The organism is Amycolatopsis sp. NPDC049868 (assembly GCF_044461365.1).
GTDB lineage: Bacteria > Actinomycetota > Actinomycetes > Mycobacteriales > Pseudonocardiaceae > Amycolatopsis.
The window spans coordinates 524,955-540,739 of record NZ_JBITKV010000005.1; the positions used below are offsets into that span (position 1 = coordinate 524,955).

General features: G+C 69.5%; 11 protein-coding genes. 8 read left to right on the plus strand and 3 right to left on the minus strand.

Translation table 11 applies throughout. From position 1 onward, the window contains the following. Positions 1–6: 6 nt before the first annotated feature. Positions 7–648, minus strand: a complete 642-nt coding sequence (locus tag ACIBTM_RS23990) for a GPP34 family phosphoprotein (RefSeq protein WP_395879309.1) — start codon at positions 646–648, stop codon at positions 7–9. 201 nt (positions 649–849) lie between these two features. Here ACIBTM_RS23990 and ACIBTM_RS23995 point away from each other — a divergent pair, with 201 nt between their 5' ends. From ACIBTM_RS23995 to hrpA, 6 genes are all read left to right on the plus strand, one after another. Next, positions 850–2,322, plus strand: coding sequence for an APC family permease (locus ACIBTM_RS23995; protein WP_395879310.1), 1,473 nt, complete (start codon positions 850–852; stop codon positions 2,320–2,322). Then, positions 2,319–2,879 carry a GNAT family N-acetyltransferase gene (locus tag ACIBTM_RS24000; RefSeq protein ID WP_395879311.1) on the plus strand — a complete coding sequence of 187 codons (561 nt, stop codon included), beginning with the start codon at positions 2,319–2,321 and terminating at the stop codon, positions 2,877–2,879. Before ACIBTM_RS23995 ends, ACIBTM_RS24000 begins: the two co-directional genes overlap by 4 nt. Before the next feature lie 49 nt (positions 2,880–2,928). Next, positions 2,929–3,240 carry a hypothetical protein gene (locus ACIBTM_RS24005; RefSeq protein WP_395879312.1) on the plus strand — a complete coding sequence of 104 codons (312 nt, stop codon included), beginning with the start codon at positions 2,929–2,931 and terminating at the stop codon, positions 3,238–3,240. Between the two features lie 42 nt (positions 3,241–3,282). Further along, entirely contained in the window at positions 3,283–4,461 is a 1,179-nt protein-coding gene (locus ACIBTM_RS24010) for a cation:proton antiporter (protein WP_395879313.1), read from the plus strand. A 13-nt stretch (positions 4,462–4,474) separates the two neighbouring features. Further along, positions 4,475–5,638, plus strand: a complete 1,164-nt coding sequence (locus ACIBTM_RS24015; RefSeq protein WP_395879314.1) for a lactate 2-monooxygenase — start codon at positions 4,475–4,477, stop codon at positions 5,636–5,638. 69 nt (positions 5,639–5,707) lie between these two features. Next, positions 5,708–9,637, plus strand: a complete 3,930-nt coding sequence (gene hrpA, locus ACIBTM_RS24020) for an ATP-dependent RNA helicase HrpA (RefSeq protein WP_395879315.1) — start codon at positions 5,708–5,710, stop codon at positions 9,635–9,637. Positions 9,638–9,795: 158 nt separating this feature from the next. On the opposite strand, the gene ACIBTM_RS24025 is transcribed toward hrpA, so the two are convergent. Then, positions 9,796–11,502: a bifunctional 3'-5' exonuclease/DNA polymerase gene (locus ACIBTM_RS24025; protein WP_395879317.1), complete on the minus strand. Its 1,707-nt coding sequence runs from the start codon at positions 11,500–11,502 to the stop codon at positions 9,796–9,798. Positions 11,503–11,656: 154 nt separating this feature from the next. Between ACIBTM_RS24025 and ACIBTM_RS24030 the strand changes: the two genes are divergently transcribed. After that, positions 11,657–13,291, plus strand: coding sequence for an acyl-CoA synthetase (locus ACIBTM_RS24030; RefSeq protein WP_395879318.1), 1,635 nt, complete (start codon positions 11,657–11,659; stop codon positions 13,289–13,291). Here the strand turns inward: ACIBTM_RS24030 and ACIBTM_RS24035 are convergent. Continuing rightward, positions 13,288–14,244 (minus strand): hypothetical protein, encoded by a 957-nt coding sequence (locus tag ACIBTM_RS24035; protein WP_395879412.1) that lies wholly within the window; start codon positions 14,242–14,244, stop codon positions 13,288–13,290. The genes ACIBTM_RS24030 and ACIBTM_RS24035 overlap by 4 nt on opposite strands. Before the next feature lie 259 nt (positions 14,245–14,503). Between ACIBTM_RS24035 and ACIBTM_RS24040 the strand changes: the two genes are divergently transcribed. After that, the gene (locus tag ACIBTM_RS24040) at positions 14,504–15,754 is read left to right on the plus strand and encodes a S8 family peptidase (RefSeq protein ID WP_395879319.1); all 1,251 of its coding nucleotides are present in this window, start codon (positions 14,504–14,506) and stop codon (positions 15,752–15,754) included. The last annotated feature ends 31 nt before the right edge of the window (positions 15,755–15,785 follow it).

The following is a 15,785-nucleotide window of genomic DNA, read 5'->3' on the forward strand; positions in this document are numbered from 1 at the left end:
CGGCGGTCAGCGCCGGTCACCGGTGTAGACGACGGCGGCGCACACCGCGTCGACCCCCGAGATCAGCTCGGCGAGCGCCTTCGGAAGTTCCCGATGAGTGGAGCCTGCCCAGGCGCGCAGGCCCGCCCGGTCGAGTTCCGGTTCGCAGAAGTCGTCGAGCCCGATGGTCCAGGCCAGCAGGGCCAGGCAGACCGAATGCGGATCCGGCTGTTCGGTGCCGAGGACGGCCGCCCGCACCTTGCTGCGCGCGGCCGTCGACATCAGTAGATCCCGCGGCGGATACCGGTGATTCTTCCGCAGGAGCATCCGGTCGGTCTCGCGGTCGATCACTCCCGCGGCGAGCAGATTGTCCGCGACCGTTTCCCCGAGATCGTGCCGAAGGTGGGTGACCCATTCCCGGACGGTGTGCCGTTCGCGTTCGCGGAGGATTTCCGAGAACACCCCGTCGAGCGGGGGATGGGCGAGGCCGCGTCGTGACAGCGGGCGGATTCGCTTGCGCTCCACGGTGATCCGCTCGGCGAGGAGGAGATCACAGAGCGCGGAACCGGCCATTCCGATGCCGAGTCCCGTGCGGCGCAGCGCGGGTTTTCCGGTGAACTCGTCGTGGGCGAGAAAGAACAGGGAATCGACCAAGGTCAGCCGACGCATGAATGGCACGCCCTCCGGCGTTGTAGTGCGGGACGGCCAAAGTAGCGGTAGCGCGCGTACCACTGCGAACCGAGGTCCGTTTTTAGCCTGAACGGACGTACCTCGCGGGGGTGCCCGGCCCTAGGGTGGGATGGCTTCGCAAGATCAAGAACGCGCGCCGGACGCGTTCACCGCCAAACCGACGTCCGGGGGGACGGGTTCATGGGTACGCAAAGACCGCGGCGCGGTCTCGGCCATCGGCGGCTCGGAGCCGCCCAGATCGTGTTCTTCGTGGTGGCCGCGGCGGGTCCGTTGTTCGCCATCGCGGGCGGGGTCCCGACGAACTACGCGGTCACCGGCAGTATCGGCGTGCCGCTGTCGTTCCTTCTGCTCGCCCCGATCCTGGGGCTGTTCGCCGTCGGGTACGCGGCGATGAGCCGCTACATCACCAACGCGGGCGCCTTCTACCCGTATGTCGCCAACGGGGTCGGCAAATCCACCGGCGCCGGGATCGCGTTCGTCACGCTGATCTCCTACAACGCCATCCAGATCAGCATCTACGGCCTGTTCGGCTGGTCGGTGTCGACCTGGCTGGGCACGCTCACCGGATCCCCGCCGCCGTGGTGGTTGTGCGCGCTGGTGATGGTGCTGGTCGTCGGCGCGCTCGGCGTGCTGCGGGTCGATCTCAACGCCAAGGTGCTCGGGGTGGCGTTGTGCCTCGAAGTGGCCGTCGTCGCGATCGTCGACATCGCGTTGTTCTCGAATCCCGCCGGTGGTGGCGTTTCCTTCGCCCCGCTGGAGCCGTCGAGCCTGTTCACCACCGGCGTGGGCGCGGTGTTCGCCTTCTCCGCGGCCGCGTTCATCGGCTTCGAGGGCGCGGCGACCTACGGCGAGGAGACCCGGGAACCCAGCCGCACGGTCGGCCGGGCGACGTTCGCGGCGATCGCGCTCACCGCCGTGCTCTACGTCGTCTCGTCGCTCGCGCTGGCCGTGGGCACCGGGCCGGACGTCATCGTGACGACCGCGGCCGCCCAGGGGCCGGATCTGCTGTTCAACCTGGCGGGCGAACATCTCGGCGACACGTTCTCCGACGTCGCGTACACGCTGTTCGTGACCGGCCAATGCGCGGCGCTGCTGAGCTTCCACAACGCCGTCGCCCGGTATTTCTTCGCGCTGGGCAGGGAAGGGCTGCTGCCGCGCTCGCTGGCCAAGACCAGCAAACGCACCGGCGCGCCGGTGGCCGGTTCGCTCACGCAGACCGCGCTCGCGATGGTGGTCGTGTCGCTCTTCGCGATCGCGGGCCGCGACCCGGTGACCGAACTGTTCACCTGGCTCGGCACGACGGCGTCCACCGGTGTCGTGGTGATCATGATCGCCGTCTCGCTTTCGGTGATCGGCTTCTTCAAACGGCGCCGCCACGCCGAAAACGCCTGGCGCCGCTGGATCGCGCCGTCGCTGGCGATCCTCGCCCTGTCGGCCGTCCTCGCGCTGATCCTGCTCAACTTCGACCTGCTGCTCGGCCCGGCCGGGACGTTCCTGTTGCGCTGGGGGCTGCCCGGTCTCGTGCTCGTCGCCGTGCTGGCGGGCTTCCTGCGCGCGGAAGTGTTGCGGACAAGGGATCCCGAGACGTATGCCGCCATCGGCGGCCCGCTCGAAGAGGACGACGAACCGGTCAAGCTGAGGACGGGACGATGATCGTACGCGCCGCCGAACCGTCCGAAATGGACACTGTGATCGAGGTGCTGGCCGAGGCCTTCCAGAACGATCCGGTCAGCGCGTGGGTCTTCCCCGGTGACGAGCGGCGCGCGGTGGCGCAGCCGATCTTCCATCGGGCGGTCCTGTCGGGAACGCTCGCCGCGGGCGGCCACGTCGACGTCACCGACGACCTTTCCGCCGCCGTCCTCTGGGTGCCCGGCGGCGAGGACGAGGTGGACGACGACGCGTTCGCCGGGCTCACCGGCGAAGAGATCGGCAGGCTCACCGCGTTGTTCGAGTTGATGACCGAGCGCGCCCCCGGCGGCGAGTACCACCACGCGCAGTTCATCGGTGTCCGCGAGGCCGCTCAGCGGAGGGGGATCGGCGCGCGGTTGCTGAAACACGGTCTCGACCGGTACGCCCCCGTGCCCGCGTACTTGGAGGCGAGCAGCCAGGAGAGCGCGAAACTGTACCGGCGGCTGGGTTTCCGCGATCACGGGCCGGCTTTCGCGGTCGGCGGCGGGCCGCCGATGCTGCCCATGTGGCGCGAGCCGTGACAGATCTCTCGTCGATATGTCTATAAAGGACTGGTAAAGTCGCGGGCAGATGACGACTACCCGTGCCCCCGCCGCACGGCACCGTTCCGTCTTCTTCCTGCTGATCTTGCTCGTCTTCGCCTTCGTCACGCCGACCGTCCCGTACGGGCACGGCCGGGCCGCGAAGGAAGATCCCGTCGCCGTCTTCGCGACCCATCCGCTGCCCGCCTTCCACGGCGGGCAAGCCGTTCCCCTCGCCGACGCTCCCATCGAAGCGGAGAGCGTCGACCTCCCCGGCGCGGGCCACGTCCCCGAGCAGGGCGAACCCGTCGTCATCACCCGGGCGGTGCCCCAGGCACCCGCACGGGCACCTCCGCGCTGATCGGCGTCTTCTTCCCGCATCAGCCATCCATCGGAGGTCTCCATGAGTTCCGGTCATGCCCTGCTGGCCGTCGGCGGGGCGTTCCTCGCCGCCGGTGTCATCGCCAGAGCCGGCGCCCGTATCGGGCTGCCCACCATCCCCCTGTTCATGCTGGCCGGTTTCGTCTTCGGTCCCAACACCCCCGGACTGTCCCTTGTGGACGATCCAGCCGAGCTCGGTGTGCTCGCCGGGCTGGGTCTCGTCTTCCTCCTGTTCTACCTCGGCCTCGAGTTCTCCCTCGACGACCTGGCCAAGGGCGGGCGCAAACTCGTCTGGTCCGGGCTGATCTACCTGATCCTCAACATCGGCGGCGGGCTCGCCTTCGGCTTCCTGCTGGGCTGGGGGACCAGGGAGGCGCTGGTCATCGCCGGTGCCATCGGGATCTCGTCGTCGGCGATCGTCACCAAACTCCTGCTCGAATCCCGCCGGATGAACAACCCCGAATCCCGGCTGATCATGGGCATCATCGTGATCGAGGACCTGTTCCTCGCGCTGTACCTGGCGTTGCTGCAGCCGGTGCTGTCCGGCGCCGGGAGCTTCGGCTCGGCGCTCGCCGATTTCGGCAAGGCGTTCGCGTTCCTGATCGTGATGGCCGCGCTCGCGCGCTGGGGTGGCCGGGTGGTGTCGAAGCTGTTCGGCTCGGCCGACGACGAACTGCTGACCGTCTGCTTCGTCGGGGTCGCCGTCATGGGCGCCGCCGTCGCGGAGACGGTCGGCGTGTCCGACGCCATCGGCGCGTTCATGGTCGGCATGATGCTCGGCGGCTCGAAGGTCGCGCCGCGTATCCACAAGCTGGTGCTCCCGCTGCGGGACGCGTTCGGCGCGCTGTTCTTCTTCATCTTCGGGCTCAGCATCGACCCGGGCGCGGTCGGCTCGGTGGTCGTGCCGGTGCTGATCGCGGTGGCGCTGACGATCGTGCTCAACCTGGGCGCGGGCGCGCTGGCGGCGCGGCTGCACGGGTTCGATCGCCAGGCCGGGGTGAACATCGGGCTGACCGTGCTCACCAGGGGCGAGTTCTCGCTGGTGCTCGCGGCGATGGCGACCGCGGCCGGGCTGGACTCGCGGGTCGCGCCGTTCGTCGCGGGCTACGTCCTCCTGCTGGCCGTGATCGGTCCAGTCGCGGTCATCCGCTCCGAGAAGCTCACCTGGTTGCTACCGGCGAGTATCGTCCGGGTGACGTGACGAGGAGGCCTGGGTGACGGAGCGGTTCGGCGGATATCAGAACGAGATCTACCTGCAGGGACTCGGCGGGACCTTCCCGCCGTGCTCCACCGACGCCACGAAATTGGAGGAGTCGGCGCGGGAGATCCTGGAGCCGGGACCGTTCTGGTACGTCGCCGGCTCGGCCGGTTCCGGCGCCACGGCCCGGGCCAACCGCGAGGCGTTCGACCGCTGGCGCCTGGTGCCCCGGATGCTCACCGGCGCCACCGAACGCGATCTGTCGACGACGGTCTTGGGGACGCACCTTCCGGCGCCGGTGCTGCTGGCGCCGGTCGGTGTCCAGTCGATCGTGCACGAGGGCGCCGAACCGGCGGCCGCGCGCGCCGCGGCGTCGGTCGGCCTGCCCTACGTCATGTCGACGGCGTCGTCCACGAGCATCGAGGACGTCGCCGAGGCCGGTGGGGAGGGGCCGCGCTGGTTCCAGCTGTACTGGCCGACCGACAACGACGTCTGCGCGAGCATCCTGGCGCGGGCGAAGGCCGCCGGTTTCACCACGCTCGTCGTCACGCTCGACACCTGGACCCTCGCGTGGCGCCCGAACGACCTCGACCACGCGTACCTGCCGTTCATCAAGGGCGTCGGGCTCGGTGTCCCGCTGAGCGACCCGGTGTTCCGCGGCCTGCTGGAGAAGACGCCGGAAGAGGACGCGCCGACGGCGATCCTGCGCTGGATCTCGATGATCACCGGTACCGACAGCACCTGGGACCGGCTGCCCTTCCTGCGCGAACACTGGGACGGGCCGATCGTGCTCAAGGGCATCCAGCACCCCGACGACGCGCGCCGCGCCGTCGAGGCCGGGATGGACGGGATCGTCGTGTCCAACCACGGCGGCCGCCAGGTCGACGGCGCGATCGCCTCGCTCGACGCGCTCCCGGAGATCGTGGCCGCGGTCGGCGACCGGCTCGAGATCCTGTTCGACTCCGGGATCCGCACCGGCGCCGACATCGCCAAGGCGCTCGCGCTCGGGGCCAAGGCCGTGCTGGTGGGGCGGCCGTGGGTGTACGGGCTGGCGCACGCGGGGGAGGCGGGCGTCCGGCACGTGCTGCGGAGCCTGCTCGCCGACCTCGACCTGACCATGGGCCTGTCCGGGCACCGGCGGATCGCCGACCTCACGCCGGGTTCGCTCACCCGCTCCTGACCAGCGGGATGTCGCCTCCGGCATATTCGGAGGCCCGGATCGTCACGCACGGCTATCCTGGTGCCGGTCATGGCTTCTCAACCTTCCCCGCTCGGCGCCCTGCGCGCTCGCCTGCCCGAATTGATGTCGCGCGACGAGCACCGCCTCCGGCGCCGGCTCGACGGTGCCCGGAAAGCGCGGAACGCCGAGTCGATCACCGCGCAGATCGAGGCCGATATCGAGGCCGCCGAACTCCGGATCACCCGCAGGCGGGACAGCGTCCCGAAGATCTCGTTCCCCGAAGAGCTGCCCGTCAGCCAGCGGAAGGACGAGATCGCCGAGGCCATCCGCGACCACCAGGTGGTGATCGTCGCGGGGGAGACCGGGTCCGGGAAGACGACCCAGCTGCCCAAGATCTGCCTCGAACTCGGTCGCGGTATCCGGGGACAGATCGGGCACACGCAGCCGAGACGGCTGGCCGCGCGCACGGTCGCCGACCGCATCGCCTCCGAGCTGAACACCGAACTCGGCGAGACCGTCGGCTACAAGGTCCGGTTCACCGACCAGTCCGGCCAGGACACGCTCGTGAAGCTGATGACCGACGGCATCCTGCTCGCCGAGATCCAGACCGACCGGATGCTGCGGCAGTACGACACGCTGATCATCGACGAGGCGCACGAGCGCAGCCTCAACATCGACTTCATCCTCGGCTACGTCAAGCAGCTCCTGCCGCGGCGCCCGGACCTCAAGGTGATCATCACCTCGGCGACGATCGACCCGGAGCGGTTCTCCAAGCATTTCGGGGGGCTCGGGGGGTCGTCCCCCCGGGATGGACACAGTGGCGGCGCGCCGATCGTCTGGGTCTCCGGCCGGACGTATCCGGTGGAGGTCCGTTACCGGCCGATCATCGACCCCGACGACCCGGACGCCGACCAGGATCGCGACCAGACACAGGCCATCTGCGACGCCGTCGACGAACTCCAGCACGAGGGCCCCGGGGACATCCTGGTGTTCCTCTCCGGCGAGCGGGAGATCCGCGACGCCGCGGACGCGCTGTCCAAACAAGACCTGCGGAACACCGAGATCCTGCCGCTGTACGCGCGGCTTTCCTCATCGGACCAGCATCGGGTGTTCCAACGCCACACCGGGCGCCGGGTCGTGCTCGCGACGAACGTCGCCGAGACCTCGCTGACCGTGCCCGGTATCAAGTACGTCGTCGACCCCGGCACCGCGCGGATCTCGCGCTACAGCCACCGCACCAAGGTGCAGCGACTGCCGATCGAGCCGGTCTCGCAGGCGTCGGCGAACCAGCGCAAGGGCCGCTGCGGCCGGACGTCGGACGGTATCTGCATCCGCCTGTACTCCGAGGACGACTTCGACGCGCGCCCCGAGTTCACCGACCCGGAGATCCTGCGGACCAACCTCGCTTCGGTCATCCTGCAGATGACCTCGCTCGGCCTCGGCGACATCGCGGCGTTCCCCTTCGTCGAGCCGCCGGATCGCCGTCAGGTCACCGACGGTGTCCAGCTGCTGCAAGAGCTCGGCGCGTTCGAGATGTCGGACGGCAAGAAGCTCACCGAGACCGGCCGCAAACTCGCGCAGCTCCCGGTGGACCCGCGGATGGCGCGGATGGTGCTGGAGGCCTCGCGCAACGGCTGCGTCCGCGAAGTGATGATCATCGCCGCCGCACTGTCCATTCAGGACCCACGCGAGCGGCCCGCGGAGAAACAGCAGGCGGCCGACGAGCAGCACGCGCGGTTCGCGGACAAGACGTCGGACTTCCTGGCGTACCTCAACCTGTGGGAGTACGTCAGCGAACAGCAGAAGGCGTTGTCCACCAACCAGTTCCGCCGGATGTGCCGCAACGAGTACCTGAACTACCTGCGCATCCGCGAATGGCAGGACATCTTCAGCCAGCTGCGTCAGCTGGCCAAACCGCTCGGCATCACCCTCTCCACTCCCAGCACCGGCCCGGCCGATCCGCAGCGTGTGCACACGTCGCTGATCGCCGGGCTGTTGTCGCACGTGGGCCTCAAGGATCCGGCCAAGGGCGACTACCTCGGCGCGCGCGGGGCACGGTTCTCGGTGTTCCCGGGTTCGGCGTTGTTCAAGAAGCAGCCGCGGTTCGTCATGTCGGCCGAACTCGTCGAGACCTCGCGCCTGTGGGGTCGCGTCAACGCGCGGATCGAGCCGGAATGGGTCGAGCCCCTCGCCGGGCACGTCGTGAAGCGGAACTACTCCGAGCCGCACTGGGAACGCAAGCAGGGCGCGGTGATGGCGCTGGAGAAGGTGACCCTGTACGGCGTCCCGCTGGTGGCCGACCGCCGGGTCAACTACGGCCGCATCGATCCCGAGGTGAGCCGCGAGCTGTTCATCCGGCACGCGCTGGTCGAGGGCGACTGGGAGACCAGGCACCACTTCTTCCGCGAGAACCGCGCGCTGCTCGACGAGGTCGAGGATCTGGAGAACCGGGCCCGCCGTCGCGACATCCTGGTCGACGACGAGACGCTGTTCGAGTTCTACGACCAGCGTGTCCCGGCCGACGTCGTCTCCGCGCGGCATTTCGACAGCTGGTGGAAGAAGGCGCGGCACACCGAACCCGACCTGCTGAGCTTCGAGAAGACGATGCTCATCAACGAGACCGCGGGTGGTGTCCGCGAGGCCGACTACCCCGACTTCTGGACGCAGGGTACGCAGACCTTCAAGCTCACGTACCAGTTCGAGCCGGGGGCCGACGCGGACGGCGTCACCGTGCACATCCCGCTGCCGGTGCTGAACCAGGTGACCCCGGACGGCTTCGACTGGCAGGTCCCCGGCCTGCGCGAAGAACTGGTGACGCAGCTGATCAAGTCGCTGCCCAAGGCGATCCGGCGCAATTTCGTGCCGGCCCCCGATCACGCGAAACTGGTGTTGTCGCGGGTCGGCCCGGCCGACGGGCCGCTGCTGCACGCCGTCGCCGACGAGCTGGAGGCGTTGCGCGGGGTGGTGATCCCCGACGACGCCTGGCAGCTGTCGACGGTCCCCGAGCATCTGAAGATGACCTTCCGCGTGGTCGACGTCCGCGGCAAGAAGGTGTCCGAAGGCAAGGACATCGAGGCGCTCAAACGAGACTTGAGCGGCCAGGTGCGCGCGACGATCTCCAAGGCCGCCGACAGTATCGAGCGCGAGGGGCTGACGACGCCGGCGTTCGGCGAGCTGCCGAAGGTGTTCGCGAGCAAGCAGCGCGGGCACGACGTCAAGGCGTATCCGGCGCTGGTCGACGAAGGCGGTTCGGTCGCGGTGCGGCTGCTGGACACGCCTGGCCAGCAGGAACAGTCGATGTGGGCGGGCACGCGGCGGATGCTGCGGCTGAACATCCCGTCGCCGATGAAGTTCATCACCCGCAGCCTCGGCAACTCGTCGAAACTCGTGCTGAACCGGAATCCGCACGGCTCGGTGGCCGCGCTGCTCGAAGACTGCGTCGACTGCGCTGTCGACAAGCTCGTGGCCGACAACGGCGGACCGCGCTGGGACGAGGCCGGATTCGCTGTCCTGCTGGAAAAGGTGCGGGCGGGCCTGAACGCCGGAGTGCTCGACGTGCTGACCAACGTCGAGAAGATCCTGCGCGCGGCCAACGACGTCGAAACCCGGCTGGCCGACACGCGTGGCCCGAAGGATTCGCTCGCCGACATCCGCGCGCAGCTGGACGGGTTGGTGCACAAGGGTTTCGTCACCGAAACCGGGCAGGACAGGCTCAAGCACGTCGTCCGGTACCTGCGGGGGATCGAGCGGCGGCTGGAGAAGCTCCCGACCGAGCCGACCCGGGACATCCAGCGCACCGGAGACATCGCCTGGCTGCGCAACGAGTACCAGGCCGCCCTGGACGCGTTGCCGCCGGGCACGAGTTCTCCCGCACTCCAAGAGATCCGGTGGATGATCGAGGAGCTGCGGGTGAGCTTCTTCGCCCAGACGCTGGGCACCGCCCACCCCGTCTCCCTGAAGCGTGTCATCAAGGCCCTGGACGACGCGGCCTCCGCCTGATCACGCGTGTCGCGCCTCCAATCACGCGTGTCGTCCATCTGATCACGCGAGTTCGCCGCCTGATCACAGACGTTCCGAGGCTGGTAAAGCGGAGCACGTGTGATTGAACGGACGACACGCGTGATTGGGCGGACGACACGCGTGATTGGGGGCGGAACTCACTTGGCGTCGGCGTAGGTGTCCACGGCGGCGATGTGCAGCGGGAACCGGACCGGGCAGGCGGCGCCGAAGAGCAGCCGCGCCGCCTCGGTCATGCTGTCCACAATGGACTGCGAGACCTCGTCGGCGAACTCGGCCGGGGTGTGCACCAGGACCTCGTCGTGCTGGAAGAACACCAGATGCGCGGGGGAGGGGAGCCTGCCGCGAAGGGTCGCCAGCAGGACCGCGGTCATATCCGCCGCACTCGCCTGCACGACGAAGTTGCGGGTGAACCGGCCCCAGTTGCGGGACGCCTGGCGTGCCTTCAGCTCACCGGCCTCGTCCTCCGCGACCCCGCCGGTCAGCGCGCGCCAGGCCTCCGACGGCGCGGGCGACGTCCGGCCCAGCCGGGAGCGGACGCGCTCCCCGCGTTCCCCGGCCTGCGCGGCACGCTCCACATAGGACACCGCGTCCGGGAACCTGGTCCGCAGCAACGCCAGCAGCGGCCCGGCCTCGCCGGACGTGCCGCCGTACATCGCCGACAGCATCGCGATCTTCGCCCGGTCGCGATCGTCCCTGTCGTCCCACGCGGGTACCGGCACCCGGCGCACGCCGGAGAACATCGCCTCGGCGAGGCTCGCGTACAGATCCGTGGCCGCGGCGACGTCGGCCAGCTTGCGGTCTCCGGACAACGCCGTGAGCACCCGCGGCTCCAGCTGCGCGGCGTCGGCGACCACCAGCTTCCAGCCCGGATCGGCCCGGACACAGGTCCGCAGGACCTTCGGGATCTGCAGCGCGCCCCCGCCCCGGCTCGCCCAGCGGCCGGAAACGACCCCGCCGACGATGTAATGCGGGCGGAACCGGCCGTCGCGCACCCACTCGTCGAGCCAGGCCCAGCCGTTGGCCGAATGCAGCCGCGCGAGTTCCTTGTACTCCAGCAGCGGCGGGACGGCGGGATGGTCGATGTCGCGCAACAGGTACTTCCTCGCCGACGAGACCTCGATGCCCTCCCGCCCGAGCGCGCGGACGACGCTGGCCGGGGCGTCCGGGTTGACCGGGCGCCCGCCGAACGCGTCGCTGATCTTCGCCGCCAGCTCGACCAGCCGCTTCGGGCGATGCCCGGCCGGGACGCGGGGGCCGAGCTGCTCGGCGAGCAGCTCGAGATGCAGGTCCGCCCGCCAGGGCAGCCCGTCGGCCGACATCTCGGCCGCCGCCAGCGCGCTCGCCGACTCGGCCGCGAAGAGCAGCCGGAGCCGCTCCGGATGATCGGTCAGCGCGACCCGCTTCTCCTGCTCGGCCAGCACCCGGCGGGCCGCGTCGACGACCGTGACGCCGGCGGGCAGCCGCGGGCCGCGCGTCTCGAACAGCGTCGGCTGGTCGTCCTCGGCCCAGAGCGGCGGCTCGTCGGCGGGAGCCTGCTGTCCGTTCGCCCTGGCCAACGCCGCGCGCAGGCTTCGCGACTCCTGGGGGCGCCCCTCGTGGGCCAGGAGCAATCCCTCGATCAGTGTCAGGTCGTGGCAGCGCCGCACCCGGACCCCTGCCTTGATCAGCGCGGGGTATGTCCCTTCGACCGACGGGAACACCCAGCGGGGTGAGTGCTCCGCCTCCAGGCTCCGAACTTCGCCGACGAACTCCCGGAGCTTCAAGCCACGACGCGGCGGCTGCCCGGAAAGTGCGATCGCGAAGTCGCCATCCTCCTCTTGACCTGCGATCGCCTGCACACTCACATTGTGGTGGTTCCCACCGACATTTCTGTCACCAGACGGTTAGTGCGCCTGCGCTATCGGTCGGCTACTGTCGAGTAGCAACCCCATACCGCCGGTACGCGAACCGCGTGCCGGTGGCATGGTGTCTCGCCGCAGCAGCAACGGAGGTGCCCGGATGAGAAACCCCACCGGCCTCGCCACCCTGGTGGCGGGCAAGGTGACCGAGACCGTGCGCAGTATCGACGTGATGCGCCAAGCGGGCCTGCTCCCCATCCCGCGGGTGGACGAGGGCCTGCGCTCGCTGGTCATGGTGCGGAAATGGGGCCCGTTCGCCGGGGCGAACATGATCGCCGCCCGCCGGGACCCGACCGCGACCGGCATCATCGACGAGCTGGGACCGCTGACCTTCAAGCAGCTCGACACCCAGTCGAACGCGCTGGCCAGGGCGTGGTCCGAACGCGGCCTCGGCCCGGGTTCGGTGATCGCCGCGCTGTGCCGCGACCACCGCGGTCTCGTGCTGACGATGCTCGCCTCGGGCAAACTCGGCGCCAAGCTGCTCCTGATGAACACCGGGTTCGCCAAACCCCAGCTCGCGGACGTCGCGAAACGTGAAGGTGTCACGGCGCTCGTGTACGACCAGGAGTTCACCGAGCTGCTGGACGCCGTCGAGGGCGATGTCGAGCACTATCTCGCGTGGGTCGATCCGGACACCGCGCGCCCGGGTGACATCCCGGTCGTCGCCGAACTGGTCGCCAGCACCGACGACCGTCCGTGGCCCGCGCCCGCCAAACCCGGCGGGTTCATCCTGCTGACCAGCGGCACCACCGGAACGCCGAAGGGGGCGCCGCGGCCGCACACCTCCGCGCTCGCCTCCGCGCAGTTCCTCGACCGCATCCCGCTGCGCACCGGCGAGGCGACCTACATGGGCGCGCCGCTGTTCCACGGCACCGGGTTGTCGCAGTTCATCCTGTCCTTCGCGCTCGGGTCGAAGGTCGTCATGCGGCGCAAGTTCGTGCCGGAGGAGACGTTGCGCGGGGTCGCGGAGAACCGCTGCACCACGCTGGTCCTCGTGCCGACGATGCTGCAGCGCATCGTCGACCTGCCCGAGGAGATCCGCGCCAAGTACGACACCTCGTGCCTGCGGATCATCTTCGTCGCCGGCTCCGCGCTGTCCCCGGATCTCGGGAACCGCGCGACCGCCGCGTTCGGCGACGTCGTGCACAACCTCTACGGCTCCACAGAGGTCGCGGTCGCGACGGTCGCGACGCCCGAGGACTGGCGCAAGGCGCCGGGCACCGTCGGCCGCGCGCCGGTGGGCTGCAAGGTGGCGCTGTACGACGAAAAGGGCGGCAAGATCACCGAGCCGCATGTCACCGGCCGGGTGTTCGTCGGCAGCGGGCTGAGCTTCGAGGGCTACACCGACGGGCGCAACAAGGAGATCATCGACGGGCTGCTCTCCAGCGGCGATGTCGGCCACTTCGACGAGGACGGCCTGCTGTTCATCGACGGCCGCGACGACGAGATGATCGTCTCCGGCGGCGAGAACGTCTTCCCGATCGAGGTGGAGAACCTCCTGGTCGAACGCGAGGACGTGATCGAAGCCGCGGTCGTCGGTGTCGAGGATCCCGAGTTCGGGCAGCGGCTGAAGGCGTTCGTGGTGCGGGCCGAGAAGTCGGATCTGGACGTCGACGGCGTGCGCGAGTACGTCAAGGCGAACCTCGCCCGGTACAAGGTGCCGCGTGACGTCGAATTCCTCGACGAGCTACCGCGCAACGCGACCGGGAAGGTGCTGCGCAACAAGCTGCGTTAATACTCCCAGTCGATGCCGAAGACGCCGGGGCCGAAGTCGAGGGCGACGGCGTGGACGCCGTTGCCCTGGTCCGGTTTGAGTTCCTTCCGGTCCATCGGCGAGGTGCCCTGCCCCTGCCTGGAGTACTGCCAGCACCTCGCCGGGACGGTGCCCGGGTCGAACCGGACCTCCAGCAGATACTCGCGGACGGGACGCCGGAACTCGCGGTAATGCGTGTTCCGGCATTCCGGGTACGGCGGCCCCGGATTGGTCAGCGAGTACTCGATCAGATGTGTCTCGCCGCGATCGATGGGCCGGTCGAAGAGCAGTTCGGCCACCGTGAGCCCGTGCTCGTCGTCGACCTCGGCGCGGCCGACGTGACAGTTGCGCAGCGTGTTCAGCGCCGGCGGGCCTGCCTCCGGATCGCCTTGGGCGTAGACCAGCAGCCAGCGGTCCTGCCCGTCCGCGCCCGCCTGGAACACCGCCCGCGCGGTCACCGCGCGCTGCCCGCCGTCCTCGGCGATCTCGCACAGATCGTGCAGCCCGACGAGTTTCAGCTGATGGTGTTGTTCGAGCGCGTTGGGCGCGCCGACCTTCTCCAGCAGCGCCTGGAGCGCTTCGAGCGGGAAGGTCAGCGGCTGCTCGGTGGTGGCCCGGCTGCGGCGTGACGACGCCCCGCGCGGCCGCGGCGGCGGCAGCAGGCCGAGCAGGGAACCGGCGGGGATCGCCAGGACCTCTTCGAGAACCCGGACGGCGGACAGCGAACTCTGCCGTTCCGGCTGACGTTTGCCCGATTGCCAGTAACTCAGCGCGGTCACGCTCACCGACGCGCCGCGCGCGAGCAGCCGGGCTTGGATACGGTCGAGGCTCAGGCCACTGGTGGCGATGGCCGATCGCAACGCGGTGGCGAACGCGGTACGCGGTTGATCTTCATCGTCCGTGGTCACTCGGTCCGCCGCGCTCCCCGCCACCATATGCTGCCCGACCGCCCCCGTCTGCCGTTCCTGACACCGCCCGGTTGATAACAACACGAATAACTTTAACAGTCTGAGGTAACGCTTCAGGGGCGCCTTCTGCCAGGCGAAAACGACTTTCCGGACGAGCGTCGTTACTCCGGATGGCCTAGTACTGGTAACTGTGAATCATTGCCCGGCCACCAGCGCACCGGCTTGCATGGCTCTCAGCACGATCATCCTCCCGGGTGATCCGCATGGCGCGGCAGGAAGGGAACCAGTGAGCAAGTCCCGGAAGAACCTGAAGTCCCGAAAGACCCGTAGCGGCCTGGTGGCGGGAGTCGCCCTCGCCGGTGTGACCGCGGCGGTCGCCACGTTCGGCGCGGGCGCCGCCAACGCCGAGCAGCAGGGCGAGATCCGCGGCGCGGGTGCGGCCAACGCGGTCGTCGGCAGCTACATCGTCGTCCTCAAGCCCACCGCGGTCGGCCAGGGCGTGGCCGCGGCGAGCGAGATCACCGCGAACGTGGCCGCCAAGGCGCAGGGCCTCACCGGTCAGTACGGCACCAAGCTGTCCCGCACGTTCGGCTCGGCGCTGAACGGCTTCTCGATCAAGGCCGACGAGGCCGCGGCGAAGCGTCTCGCCGCCGACCCGCAGGTCGCCTACGTCGTCCAGAACAAGACGTTCAAGATCAGCGAGACCCAGGACAACCCGCCCTCGTGGGGCCTGGACCGGGTCGACCAGGCGGACCTTCCGCTCGACAGCAAGTACACCTACCCGACGAAGGCCGACAACGTCACCGCCTACGTCATCGACACCGGTGTCCGCGGCACGCACAAGGACTTCGGTGACCGCGCGGCCGGCGGCAAGGACTTCGTCGACAACGACGACACCCCCAACGACGAGCACGGCCACGGCACGCACGTCGCCGGCACCATCGGCGGCACGGACCACGGCCTGGCCAAGGGCGTGAAGATCGTCGGCGTCCGCGTGCTGGACGCCAACGGCAGCGGCACCACCGAGGGTGTCGTCGCCGGTGTCGACTGGGTCGCGGCGAACGCCAAGGGCCCGTCGGTCGCCAACATGAGCCTGGGCGGCGGCGCGGACGACGCCCTGGACGCGGCGGTCAAGGGCGCCATCGACAAGGGCGTGACCTTCGCGCTCGCGGCGGGCAACGAGTCCTCCGATGCCGGCACCACCTCCCCGGCCAGGGTCAAGGAGGCCATCACGGTGGCCGCCAGCGACAAGACCGACAAGCAGGCCAGCTTCTCGAACTACGGTTCGGTCGTGGACCTGTACGCGCCGGGTGTCGACATCACCTCGACGTGGGGCACCGGTGACGACGCCACCAACACCATCAGCGGTACCTCGATGGCCGCACCGCACGTCGCCGGTGCCGCCGCGCTGTACCTCTCGGCGCACCCTGACGCCACCCCGGCCCAGGTCGCCGAAGGTCTCGTCGCCGCCGCCGCGGACGGCAAGATCAGCAACCCGACCGGTGGAACGGCGAACAAGCTGCTCCAGGTCAAGTAAGACCCTTGCGGACAGGCTGCCCCCGGCGAAC